General features: G+C 71.2%; 11 protein-coding genes and 2 pseudogenes. 5 read left to right on the forward strand and 8 right to left on the reverse strand.

From position 1 onward, the window contains the following. Nucleotides 1-50 precede the first annotated feature (50 nt). Nucleotides 51-1,238 carry a GH25 family lysozyme gene (locus A6P39_RS35600; RefSeq protein WP_079133667.1) on the forward strand — a complete coding sequence of 396 codons (1,188 nt, stop codon included), beginning with the start codon at nucleotides 51-53 and terminating at the stop codon, nucleotides 1,236-1,238. 143 nt (nucleotides 1,239-1,381) lie between these two features. On the opposite strand, the pseudogene A6P39_RS35605 reads toward A6P39_RS35600, so the two are convergent. Together A6P39_RS35605 and A6P39_RS35610 are read right to left on the reverse strand one after the other, a co-directional pair. Further along, a pseudogene (locus tag A6P39_RS35605) lies at nucleotides 1,382-1,987 on the reverse strand (DUF4132 domain-containing protein); the annotation flags it as partial. 127 nt (nucleotides 1,988-2,114) lie between these two features. Continuing rightward, entirely contained in the window at nucleotides 2,115-2,543 is a 429-nt protein-coding gene (locus tag A6P39_RS35610; protein WP_067052529.1) for a DUF5997 family protein, read from the reverse strand. 58 nt (nucleotides 2,544-2,601) lie between these two features. Between A6P39_RS35610 and A6P39_RS35615 the strand changes: the two genes are divergently transcribed. Beyond that, nucleotides 2,602-3,375: a LysR family substrate-binding domain-containing protein gene (locus A6P39_RS35615; protein WP_107304462.1), complete on the forward strand. Its 774-nt coding sequence runs from the start codon at nucleotides 2,602-2,604 to the stop codon at nucleotides 3,373-3,375. Nucleotides 3,376-3,509: 134 nt separating this feature from the next. On the opposite strand, the gene A6P39_RS35620 is transcribed toward A6P39_RS35615, so the two are convergent. The 3 genes from A6P39_RS35620 to A6P39_RS35630 all read right to left on the reverse strand — a co-directional run bounded on the left by A6P39_RS35620 (nucleotide 3,510) and on the right by A6P39_RS35630 (nucleotide 6,310). Further along, nucleotides 3,510-4,973, reverse strand: coding sequence for an MFS transporter (locus tag A6P39_RS35620; RefSeq protein WP_067052534.1), 1,464 nt, complete (start codon nucleotides 4,971-4,973; stop codon nucleotides 3,510-3,512). Between the two features lie 141 nt (nucleotides 4,974-5,114). Further along, complete coding sequence (locus A6P39_RS35625) at nucleotides 5,115-5,813, reverse strand: HAD family hydrolase (RefSeq protein ID WP_067052656.1); 699 nt, start codon at nucleotides 5,811-5,813, stop codon at nucleotides 5,115-5,117. A gap of 20 nt (nucleotides 5,814-5,833) precedes the next feature. Beyond that, nucleotides 5,834-6,310 (reverse strand): Lrp/AsnC family transcriptional regulator, encoded by a 477-nt coding sequence (locus A6P39_RS35630; RefSeq protein WP_067052536.1) that lies wholly within the window; start codon nucleotides 6,308-6,310, stop codon nucleotides 5,834-5,836. A gap of 590 nt (nucleotides 6,311-6,900) precedes the next feature. On the opposite strand from A6P39_RS35630, the gene A6P39_RS35635 reads away from it, so the two are divergent. Beyond that, nucleotides 6,901-7,626, forward strand: a complete 726-nt coding sequence (locus tag A6P39_RS35635; RefSeq protein ID WP_067052538.1) for a peptidylprolyl isomerase — start codon at nucleotides 6,901-6,903, stop codon at nucleotides 7,624-7,626. A gap of 86 nt (nucleotides 7,627-7,712) precedes the next feature. Here the strand turns inward: A6P39_RS35635 and A6P39_RS35640 are convergent, their stop codons facing one another. Continuing rightward, nucleotides 7,713-9,083 (reverse strand): YibE/F family protein, encoded by a 1,371-nt coding sequence (locus tag A6P39_RS35640; protein WP_079133669.1) that lies wholly within the window; start codon nucleotides 9,081-9,083, stop codon nucleotides 7,713-7,715. Nucleotides 9,084-9,410: 327 nt separating this feature from the next. On the opposite strand from A6P39_RS35640, the pseudogene A6P39_RS35645 reads away from it, so the two are divergent. Then, nucleotides 9,411-10,536 (forward strand): annotated as a pseudogene (locus A6P39_RS35645) (S53 family peptidase); the annotation flags it as partial. Between the two features lie 168 nt (nucleotides 10,537-10,704). Here A6P39_RS35645 and rpsN read toward each other — a convergent pair. Further along, on the reverse strand, nucleotides 10,705-11,010 hold the full coding sequence (rpsN, locus tag A6P39_RS35655) for a 30S ribosomal protein S14 (protein ID WP_067052659.1): 306 nt from the start codon (nucleotides 11,008-11,010) through the stop codon (nucleotides 10,705-10,707). Then, nucleotides 11,010-11,246, reverse strand: a complete 237-nt coding sequence (gene rpmB, locus A6P39_RS35660; protein WP_020937821.1) for a 50S ribosomal protein L28 — start codon at nucleotides 11,244-11,246, stop codon at nucleotides 11,010-11,012. Before rpmB ends, rpsN begins: the two co-directional genes overlap by 1 nt. Nucleotides 11,247-11,327: 81 nt before the next feature. Here rpmB and rpmG point away from each other — a divergent pair, with 81 nt between their 5' ends. After that, the gene (gene rpmG / locus A6P39_RS35665; protein ID WP_014150502.1) at nucleotides 11,328-11,492 is read left to right on the forward strand and encodes a 50S ribosomal protein L33; all 165 of its coding nucleotides are present in this window, start codon (nucleotides 11,328-11,330) and stop codon (nucleotides 11,490-11,492) included. Nucleotides 11,493-11,500: the final 8 nt, after the last annotated feature.

The raw sequence follows: 11,500 nt of genomic DNA on the forward strand, positions 1-11,500 counted from the left end.
CATCGCTGGGACCGGGCGTGGCGGGGATCAGGGTAACGGGAGGACTGTCGATGGCTTACGCCAAGGGATACGACGTGTCCGACTTCCAGTCGGGCATACCGGGGGACGCAGGCTTCGTCTTCATCAAGGCGACCGAGGGGGCGCACACCGAACAGACCGGCTACAGGGCGAAGCTGGCCGAGGCCCGGCGCCGCAAACTGGTGGTCGGGCACTACCACTTCCTGCACGCGGAGAACGCGGTGGCGGACGAGGTGGACCACTTCTGCCGGGTGGTCGGCCATGTGCCGCAGGGCGAGCTGCTGGTGCTGGACTTCGAGCCGTACGGCCAGAACGTGAGTGACGCGCACGCGACCCAGGTGAAGAACCAGTGGCTGGCCGCGGTGAAGCGGCGCTACCCGGACAACCGGGTCGGCCTCTACGTCGACCGCGACTACTGGTTCCGGACCGACGACAACGCGGGTGACTTCCTCTGGATAGCGGACTACGTCACGCCGGGCGGGCCCAGGATCCGGGCCCCGTGGAAGTTCCACCAGTACACCGACCGGCCGATGGACATCGACGTATACCACGGCACGATGCAGGAGCTGAGGCAGTGGGCGGGCGCCGCGGCGGGGAAGCCGGCCCCCGCGCCACAGCCGCACCCCCAGCCCACGCCGCACCCGCAACCTACACCGCCACTTCAACACCCCTGGCAGGGGCTGCAGTTGGTGTCCCGCGCCGAATGGGGCGCCCGTCCCTGGCGGGAGCCGAACGGCTCGATCCCGTACCACGAGCCGCGCAAGGGCGTGAAGATCCACTACCTGGGCACGCCCTACACCTTCGGTCCGCACTCCTCCTGTGCGGCCTATGTGCGCCGTATCCAGGCCGGGCACATGGACTTCGACGGGTGGTCCGACATCGGCTACAGCTTCGTGGTCTGTGAGCACGGCGTGGTGTTCGAGGGCCGCGGGCTGAAGCGACGCAACAGCGCCAACGGGAACGTTCCGCTCAACGAGGCGCACTACGCGGTCTGCGCACTGGTCGGTGCCTCCGGGTCCACCACCCCCACCTGGGACCAGCTCAACGGCCTGCGGGACGCCATCGAGTACTGCCAGAAGCACGGCCCGGCCGGCCCGGAGATCAAGGGGCACCGGGACGGGTACGCCACCGCCTGCCCCGGGCCGGTGCTCTACGCGTGGGTGCGCAAGGGAGCGCCGCGGCCGTCGGGCTCGGGCACCACCCCGAATCCCGAACCGTAGCCCCAGCCCAGCCAGCCGACGCACCGTCAAGTCACCCTCGGTGGCCTGCGCTACGGCTTCGGCGCCAAGGGCATGCACGTCACCGCGGTCGGCCGGGCGCTGGCCGGCGCCGGGTTCGGCAAGCACTACCGCGCGGGCCCCGGGCCGGAGTGGACGGACGCCGACACGCTCGTGGCCCTGCCGTGCAGGAAACGCAGCTCCTTGAAGGAGCCTCCGGCGTACTCCTCGACCTCGGTCGCCTCGGCGTCGAGCGCGGCCGGGCGGTGCCAGACCTCGCGGAAGAGCTGCTGCGCACGCTGCTCCACGCCCAGCTCGACGGCGAACTCCCGCAGCTCCTCGAGGTCTTCGAGCAGCACCGGGTGCGGGATGCGGACGAGGCCGGGGCGGACGCGGACGGTGTCGCCGTCGAGGTCGACCAGGCTCAGGCCGCGCTCGGCGTCGGCGTCCCGCAGGAATCCGGCGACCTGCCCGTCGGTACCCGTGACGACGAGGTCGCGCAGCGCCGCCCGCCAGGCGGGGTCGGGCCACACCCGCGTGAGCACGGCGAGCGGCACCGGCAGGGAGCGCACCATCCACCGCTCGGCATCGGCCAGACACTGCCGCTCGTGCCGCTCCACGAGCTGCCTGAGGCCCACGATCGCCGGATCGTCCGCGATCTTCGGCGGAACCGCCTTCAGCAGCCGCCCGGACGCGTTGCGGCACACCACCTTCCCGCCGTCGAGGGCGACTTCGTAGTCGCCGGCCGACACTCACCCCATACGTGCCTCCCGCACCCGTGCTGATCAAGTGACGGGAACTGTAGGGCAGTGCACTGACAACGCCCTCCGGAGGCCGGAGGGCGTTGTGGAGAAACGGTTCTGGAGGAAGCGGGGAGGATCAGTCGCGCCCGGTGGCGCGGGCCTCCTTCTCCTTCTTCTCGTCCTTCTCCGCCTTCTCCTTCTTCAGCTTCTTGATCCGCGCGGTCTCCTTGCGGACCTCGGCCTGGGTGGCGCGCTCCTTCTCCAGCCACTCGGGCTGCTCCTGCTTGAGCGCCTCGATCTGCTCGGTGGTCAGCGCCTCGGTGACCCCGCCGCGCGCGAGACCGGCGATGGACACGCCGAGCTTCGCGGCGACCACCGGACGCGGGTGCGGGCCGTTGCGTCGCAGCTCGCTCAGCCACTGCGGCGGGTTCGCCTGCAGCTCGTTCAGCTCGGCGCGCGTGACGACGCCCTCCTGGAACGAGGCGGGGGTGGCGGGGAGGTACACACCCAGCTTCTTCGCCGCGGTCGCGGGCTTCATCGTCTGGGTGCTCTGCTGCGAACTCATGAGGCCAAGGGTATCGGCCGCGTGCCGGGGCGCCGACCACGGCCGGTAACCTGGCCTGGTGACAGGCTCGCAGGAATCACCGTCGTTCCGGCTCGCGTACGTCCCCGGAGTGACGCCCGCCAAATGGGTGAAGACCTGGAACGAGCGCCTGCCGGACATCCCGCTCACCCTCGTCCAGGTCCCGGCCGCCGAGGCGCCCGAGGTGCTGCGCGCGGGCGAGGCCGACGCGGGCCTCGTACGTCTCCCCGTCGACCGCGCGTTCTTCAGCGCGATCCCCCTCTACACCGAGACCACGGTGGTCGTCGTACCCAAGGACCACCTGATCACCGCCGTGGAGGAGGTCACCCTCGCCGATCTCGCCGACGAGGTGCTCTTCCACCCCCTGGACGACGTCTTCGACTGGGACGCCCCGCCCGGCGAGCCCGCCTTCGAGCGGCCCGCGACGACACCGGACGCGATCGAGCTGGTCGCCGCGAACGTCGGCCTGCTGGTCGTCCCGCAGTCCCTGGCCCGCCTGTACCACCGCAAGGACGTCACCTACCGCCCGGTAACCGACGCCCCCCAGTCGAGCGTCGCCCTGTCCTGGCCGGAGGAGGCCACCACCGACCTGGTGGAGGACTTCATCGGCATCGTCCGCGGCCGCACCGTCAACAGCACCCGGGGCCGCGCCAAGCCCCCGGCCACCCCTGCGGCAGACCAGAAGCACAAGCGCTCCGAGGGCGCGGGCACCCGCCAGAAGCAGCCCGCGAAGCCGGCGGGCCGCACCCCACGCGCCCGCACGGCGGGGGGCAAGCCGACGCCCAAGCGGGGCAAGCCCCGTCGGAAGTCGTAAGAGCGGCGGCGTTCGGGGGCCCGCAGGACCCCCGCCTTCGGCTGCGCGCGCTGCGCCCCTGCGACTCCCGCTACGCCCCTGCCCCTCCTGTTACGACCCTGGACGGCTCCTGCTGCGACCCCTGACAGCTTCTGCTACGACCCCTGCCGAGCCGCCTCGGGCGTCCTCTCGCCCTCCGGATGGACACGCCGTTCCCGCAGGTCGGCACAGGCCAGCAGCAGGGCCAGCAGGATGATGCCGATGGAGGTGAGCAGGCCGAGCTGGAGGGCGGTGGCGGCGCTGCCGCGGCGGGCCAGGTACGCGAAGTACACCGAGCCCACGACCGCGATACCGGCCGCCGAACCGATCCGCTGGCCGGTCTGGAGCACTCCGCCCGCCGCCCCGCCCCGCCCCACGGGGACGCGGGACAGGGTGAGCGTGGTGTTCGGGGAGATGGTCAGGCCCGAGCCGAAGCCCGCGACGAGCAGCGGAACGCCGACTCCCCAGGCCACGGCCCGCCCCGGCACGAACTGCACGGCAGCGATGACACCGAGCATCCCCACCGCCACCGTGCTCAGCCCCGCGACGACCGTCCGGCGCCCGAACCGCAGCACCAGCCGGCCCCCGGCGGCCGCGCCCACCGCCGCCCCCAGCGCGAACGGCATGGACGACAGGCCCGCCTCGAGCGCGCTGTACCTCATGCTGTTCTGGAGGAACAGCGTGTAGACGAAGAACAGCGTCGTGAAACCGGCGAAGTACACGAGGCTCAGCAGTGCGCCGAGCGTGAAGGACCGCAGCCTGAACAGCCCCAGGTCGACCAGCGGGGCCCGGCCGCGCCGGCCCTGGTGCCGCTCCCACGACCAGAACGCGGCCAGCAGGCCGGCGCCGGCCGGGAGCAGCGCCCACTTCAGCCGCCCGTGCCACTGCTGGTTCTGCACCAGGGGCAGCATGAGGGCGAGCACTCCCGACCCGAGCAGCAGGACGCCCGGCAGGTCGAAGCACTCGCGCCTGCCCGGCGAGCCGGGGGAGCGGGGCAGCAGCCGCAGTGCCGCGCAGAAGACGGCCACGCCGATGGGCAGGTTGACGTAGAAGACCGAGCGCCAGCCGTCGGCGCCGCCGGACGCCTGGATCAGCAGGCCGCCCGCGAGCGGGCCGACCGCCGTGGAGATCCCGATGGTGCTGCCCATCATGCCGAACGCGCGGGCACGCTCCGGGCCCTGGAACATCTGCTGGATCAGCGCCGAGGTCTGCGGCGCGATCAGGCCCGCCGACGCGCCCTGGACCAGACGGAACAGCACCAGCCAGGCAGCGCCGGAGGACAGCCCGCAGGCGGCCGAGGCCAGCGTGAACAGGGCGAGTCCCGTGAGGAAGGTCTGGCGCCGCCCGCGCATGTCCCCGAGCCGCCCGGCCGGAACGAGGGAGAGACCGAAGGTGAGCGCGTAGCCGGACATCACCCACGACAGGGCGGCCTCGTCGGCGTGCAGCCCGCGCTCCACCGAGGGCAGGGCGACGTTGACGATCGACGTGTCCAGCAGTGTCATGAAGGCCGCGGTCAGACAGACGGCGAGCGCCTTCCACCGGCGGTCGCCGGGGACCGGTCCGGCCTGGTGTGTGGTCATGTGATCACGCTATGCAGTCGCAGCCCCGCACGCACGACGGGAACTTCCTCGCGAGCGGCGCGGAGGTGCGGGCGGGCCGCGGGAAGAGCGGCGCGAACGGCCGTGACGCAAGCGCCTTCCGGACTGGCCCGTACGGGGTGCTCAGCGCGAGCGGGCCGCCGTGTCCCGGAGCCAGGCGTACACCGCCTGCGCCGTGAACTCCCGTTGCCCGCCCCGTAGCAGCAGGTCCGCCGTGGCGAAGCCGGGTGCGTCGGCCTGGGCCGCCACGTAGGGGATCGCGATGCACCGCATCCCGGCCGCGTGGGCGGCGGCCGCGCCCGGTGCCGCGTCCTCCAGGACCACACAGTCGGCGGGGGCCGCGCCGAGCCGCCGGGCCGCCTCCAGGAAGACGTCGGGGGCGGGCTTGCCGTGCGGCACCTCCTCGGAGGACACCGTCGTGCGCAGGTACCTGCCCAGGCCCGTGCCCTCGAGGATCGCCTCCATCGCCTCCGGGGAGGATCCCGACGCGACCGCCATCGGCACCCCGTCGGCGGCCAGCAGCTCCACGAACTTGCGCATCTGCGGATACACGGGCGTCCGGGCGCGGGCGAGTTCCAGGTAGCGCGGGTTCAGTTCGGCGAGCAGTTCCCGCGCCGGAACGCTCAGCCCGTAGCGTTCCCGCCAGCGGGCCGCCGTCTCCAGGGTGCTGACACCGACGTAGCTCTTGTGGTCCGCCCAGGAGAAGTGCGCGACGCCGTGCTCGGCCAGGGTCCGCCGGCTCGCCTCGTAGTAGTTCGGCTCGCTGTCCACCAGCGTTCCGTCGAGATCGAATATGATCGAGAGGGCGCCGAGATCGCTCATGCGGTCCAGCATGCCAAGGGTCAGGCGCGGGCCGCCCGGCCCACCGACTCCACCAGCGGCAGCAGCCGGTGGGGGACGCGCTCGCGCAGCGCCACCTCGGTACGGGTGCGCACCACGCCCGGGAGGCTGATCAGCTTCTGGATGACGTCCTCCAGGTGGGCGTTGTCCCGGCCCACCACCCGCGCGAGCAGATCCCCGCCGCCGGTGATGGAGAACGCCTCCACGATCTCCGGCACGGCGGCCAGCGCGTCCCCCACGTCGTCCAGGTGGCCCTGGGTGACCTCGATGTGCACGAACGCCAGCACCGGATGGCCGAGGGCGGCGGGGGAGAGAGACGGGCCCGTGCCGGTGATCACACCGTCCCGTTCCATACGGTCCAGCCGGGCCTGCAGCGTGCCGCGGGCGACACCGAGGACGCGGGCGTACTCGCGCACGCTGGTGCGCGGCTGCTCCAGGAGCAGCCGCAGGATGCGGGTGTCGAGTTCGTCCACGGCCATCAAGGACGACTGTACCAATGGCACAGACACCGGCAGGCCGCCAGTGCCGTCCGACCTGGTCCGTTGGTGTTCCGGTGGGCCGGAGCGGGTGGCACTCGGCGGGCCGATGGCCCAGTGATTCGGGCATCACCTGAGCCAGTGACCTCCGTGAGGCTCTCATGGACACGTCGATGGCGCTGCGGACCTCCGGGGCGCCTTTTCTGTGCCGGTGTTCCATGGGGAGGGCAGCGGTGCTGAAGAGGGTGTTCGTGGCGCCGGACCCGGGACGGGCGCGGTTGTGCTTCGCCGCGCGGGCCTTCCTCGGCATCGGACCGGCGGTCACGCCACCCCGGACAAGCTGCCCGAGCTGTACGCCGCCGTCCTGCTGTCCGTGGCCGGCGCCGCCGTGGTGCGGTTCGGGGAGCATCCATCGTGCACCGGGTGGACCGCCCTGATCGGCTGGCCGACGCTGTGCCGCACCGAACGAAGTGGCCTGCGGCCGGGCCGAAGGCTGGGAGTGGATGTGGCTTGCGGAGCGGTACTCGCCCGCCGGGCCGCGCTTTAGACTGCGACCGCTCCGAAATCTGACGATCTTTTGGAGGGTGTGCAGGATGAACCGAGCTCTCATGACCGCATGGGCGGCAGCAGCGCTGGTCGTGTCCGGGGGCAGCACCACCGCCTCCGCTTCCGATGCCCCGCCGCGAACCACGCACGGTCCCTGCCAGTACACCCAGACGCCGAACGAGCCGGCGGCGCGGCCGGTTCCCCTGCCGCCCGACCCGCGGCACACCCCCAGTCACGGCACGGCCGATATGGCTGTCCCGACCAGCCAGGGCCCGCTCCCGCTGCGTCTGGACCGGGCGAAGGCGCCGTGCACGGTCCAGAGCTTCGTGCACCTGGCGCGGCACCGGTTCTACGACCGTACGGTGTGCCATCGGCTGACGGCGTATCCGACGCTGAAGGTCCTGCAGTGTGGCGACCCGACCGGCACTGGCGAGGGCGGCCCGGGCTACGAGTACAAGGACGAGCTGCCGGTGGACCTGCCGCCCGCACCGAGCGATCCGACCGGAGTCCGTCGCCTTTACGGGCGTGGTCTGCTGGCGATGGCCAACGCCGGGCCGAACACGAACGGTTCGCAGTTCTTCGTCGTCTACGGCGACTCCGCGTTGCGACCGAACTACACGGTGTTCGGCACGGTCGGTGCCGCCGGCCTCAAGACGCTCGACAAGATCGCTGCTGGCGGAATCGAGCCAACTTCGCAGGACCCGGCGCCCGTCGACGGCACGCCCGTACTGCGGACCGAGCTGCTCAGCGTCCGGCCGTCCTGCCGGCCCTGATGAACAGATCTCCCGCAGACCGCGGGGGTGCACTGCTGACCAGGTGAGGGCCTGCGCGGTCCGCCCTCACTTTGAAGAGATCGATCTCAACGCTTCCGTCGACGCCCGCCTCGGCCCGCTGCCGCTCCCGCGGTTGTCGTTTCCCTCTCCGGGCCGGGGCGATCGGCTGCGACCACCAGGGCCGCCAATAGCGTCGTGACCGGTACGGAGGCGACCAGACCGATCGAGCCCACCAGCGTGCGCACGATCTCCTCGGCCACCAGCTCGCTGTTGGCTACCGTGCTCACGCCGCTCTGGGCGATGGAGAAGAGGAGCAGCAGGGGCAGGGCGGCGCCGGCGTAGGCGAGGACGAGGGTGTTGACCACGGAGGCGATGTGGTCGCGGCCGATGCGGATGCCGGCCCGGTACAGTCCGCGCCAGCCCATGGTCGGGTTGGCTTCGTGCAGTTCCCAGACGGCCGATGTCTGGGTCACGGTGACGTCGTCGAGGACGCCGAGGGAGCCGATGATGACGCCGGCGAGCAGCAGGCCGCTCATGTCGAGCTTCGGATAGAGGCCGTGGATAAGGCCGGTTTGGTCGTCGGTGTTGCCGGTCAGGGCGGACCAGTCGATGAACTGTGAGCCGAGGATGCCGATGAGCGCCAGTGAGAGCAGGGTGCCGAGCACCGCCACCGAGGTGCGGGCGGACAGACCGTGGCACATGTACAGGGCGATCAGCATGATGGCGCTCGATCCGACCACCGCCACGAGCAGCGGGTTCGAGCCCTGGAGGACGGCTGGCAGGATGAAGAAGTCCAGCACCAGGAAGCTGATGGCCAGGGCGACCAGCGCCATCACGCCACGCAGCCGGCCCACCACCACGACGGCGAGGGCGAAGACGCCGGCGAGCAGGCCCATGGGAAAACGGCGGTTGACGTCGGTGACCGAGTACTGCAGGTCCTTGGGCGCGGAGGGTTCGTAGGCGGTGACGACCTTCTCGCCCTGGTGCAGCTGCCGAGGCTGGTCGGGCTGCACGATCTCGGTGAAGGTGCGTCCCTCGTCCTTGCCGGTGTCGATCCGGATCGTGGCCTTGTGGCAGGTGCCGTCCGCCTCTTGCTGCGCCGAGTTGCCCTCGGCGGTGGAGGTGTCGCCGGTGGAGGTGTCGCCGGAGGCGTTCACCGACTTGCAGCTCACCTCGAGGACCTTGGTGACCGTGGCCTGCTGGGTCTGCTGGTCGAAGCCGACACCGGTGCGTTTGTGCGGCGGGGCTCCGCCCGGCCACAGCACGACGAGCCCCGCCACGACGGCGGCGGTGAAGGGGATCAGGATTGCCGCGATGACTTTGCGCAGGTGCCGGGAGACGGGGGCTGCGGGCCCGTGGCTGTGGCTGTGTCCGTGGGTGTGCGCGTGTCCGTGGCCTTCGGCGCTCGCTCCGGGGCCGGGTCCGGCGTCGGCCGCTGGTGCGTGTCCGTGGCCCATCTCTTGAGAGCGGGGGAGGTGGCTCGCGCCGGCATCGGGTCCGTAGCCGGGGTGAGGTATCGACTCGGGAGGATGCCCGTACCCGTAGTGGTGGCCGTACTCGCTCGCACGACCATCTCTGGGGCGGGGCGGGTCGCCGACCCGGTTCCAGTCTCCGGCGCTCTGCCGGTCAGCGGTTCCCATGCCGTCTCCCTCGCGGTTGTCCGTGCCCCCTCCGGAGCCGGTCCTGCGCGGCGGCTCTGAGGAAGAGTACGGGAACGACTGTGGCGTGGACTCAGTCCGAGCATCGCCAGAAGACCGTCGAGGGTGTCGCAGGCGCGGCAGAGAACCACCTGGGCCGGCGAAGAGATGCTCGACATCGACATGGTCAGCGCGGTCTGCCCGAACTGCAACATCATCCTGGTCGAGGCCAACTCCGCGGGCATGGCCGACCTCGGCGCCGCCGAGAACGAGGCGGTCTCGCTGGGCGCCAAGTTCGTCTCCAACAGCTGGGGCGGCTCCGAGGACTCCTCCCAGACCAGTAACGACACCTCGTACTTCAAGCACCCGGGCGTCGCGATCACCGTCTCCTCCGGTGACTCCGCCTACGGCGCCGAGTACCCGGCGACCTCCCAGTACGTGACGGCCGTCGGCGGCACCGCGCTCGCCACCGCCTCCAACTCCCGCGGCTGGAGCGAGTCGGTGTGGAACACCAGCTCCACCGAGGGCACGGGCTCCGGCTGCTCGGCGTACGACCCGAAGCCGAGCTGGCAGACCGACTCCGGCTGCGCCAAGCGCATGGAGGCCGACGTCTCCGCGGTCGCCGACCCGGCCACCGGCGTCGCGGTCTACGACACCTACGGCGGCTCCGGCTGGGCGGTCTACGGCGGCACCAGCGCCAGCTCGCCGATCATCGTTTCGGTCTACGCCCTCGCGGGCACCCCGGGCGCGAGCGACTACCCGGCGAAGTACCCGTACTCCCACACGAGCAACCTGTACGACGTCACCGGCGGCAACAACGGCAGCTGCTCCCCGTCGTACTTCTGCACCGCCGGCACCGGCTACGACGGCCCGACCGGCTGGGGCACCCCGAACGGCACCGCCGCCTTCACCTCCGGTGGCGGCAGCGGCGGCAACACGGTGACGGTCACCAACACCAGGTCACGGTCACCGCGAAGGACTCCACCGGCGCCTCCGGCTCGACGTCCTTCACCTGGACCGTCGGTGGCGGCTGCACGTCCTCCCAGCTGCTAGCCAACCCCGGCTTCGAGCGGGCAGCACCGGCTGGACCGCGACCAGCGGCGTCATCACCAACGACTCCGGTGAAGCGGCGCACGGCGGCTCGTACTACGCCTGGCTCGACGGCTACGGCTCCAGCCACACCGACACGCTGTCCCAGTCGGTGACGATCCCGGCCGGCTGCAAGGCCACGCTCACGTTCTACCGGCACATCGACACCTCGGAGACCACCAGCAAGCCGTCCGCATGCGGAGTACGCCGTACCCACCTGCTCGTGGCAGAACGCCACGAGCAGGTGCCGCCGCCCGCCCGCCGTTCAGAGTGGCGGAAGGCGCGTTCGAAACCGGTCACGGATTCGGGCTGCGTCGCTGGCGCGCCCGTTGTGAGCCCCTGGCGCGCCGGGTCACCAACTGCTTTTGGTCACGCCAGGGAGTTCGCCCGCGTGGGCCATCTCGCGTACGCGGATACGGGACAGGCCGAAGGCGCGCAGGTAGCCGCGGGGGCGGCCGTCCACGGAGTCGCGATTGCGCAGGCGGGTGGCGCTGGCGTCGCGGGGCTGTCGGCGCAGTTCCCGCTGGGCAGCGGCGCGGTCCTCGTCGGAGCTTCCGGGGAACGCGATGATCGCCTTCAACGCGGCGCGGCCCGCGGCGAATCGGGCCACGACGAGGCGCCGCTGCTCGTTCTTGGCGATCTTGCTCTTCTTCGCCATCAGACCTTCCCTCCCCGGGCGCGGATGCGGGCCACCGCGGCCTCGATACCGATCGTGTCGACCGTCTTGATGCCCTTGGCCGAGAGCGTGAGCCGGACGTGGCGGCCTTCGCTCGGCAGCCAGTAGCGCTTGCTCTGGATGTTGGGGTCGAAGCGGCGCTTGCTGCGCCGGTGCGAGTGGGAGATGTGGTGGCCGAAGCCGGGCTGCCGGCCGGTGAGTTGGCAGTGGGCGGACATGGCTGTTCCTCCTTGGGGTGGATGGAACACCACACTAGCGCCAGATGAAAATGAAAACCAATCTCTTGTATGGTGCTGTGCATGGCCCGTAACGAACTGCGCCCGATCATCAAGCTGAGGTCCACCGCCGGCACCGGCTACACCTACGTGACCCGCAAGAATCGCCGTAACAACCCCGACCGGCTCACCCTGCGCAAGTACGACCCTGTCGCCGGCCGCCACGTCGACTTCCGTGAGGAGCGCTGAGAGCCGTG

The sequence above is a fragment of the Streptomyces sp. FXJ1.172 genome, from assembly GCF_001636945.3.
Taxonomy (GTDB): Bacteria; Actinomycetota; Actinomycetes; order Streptomycetales; family Streptomycetaceae; genus Streptomyces.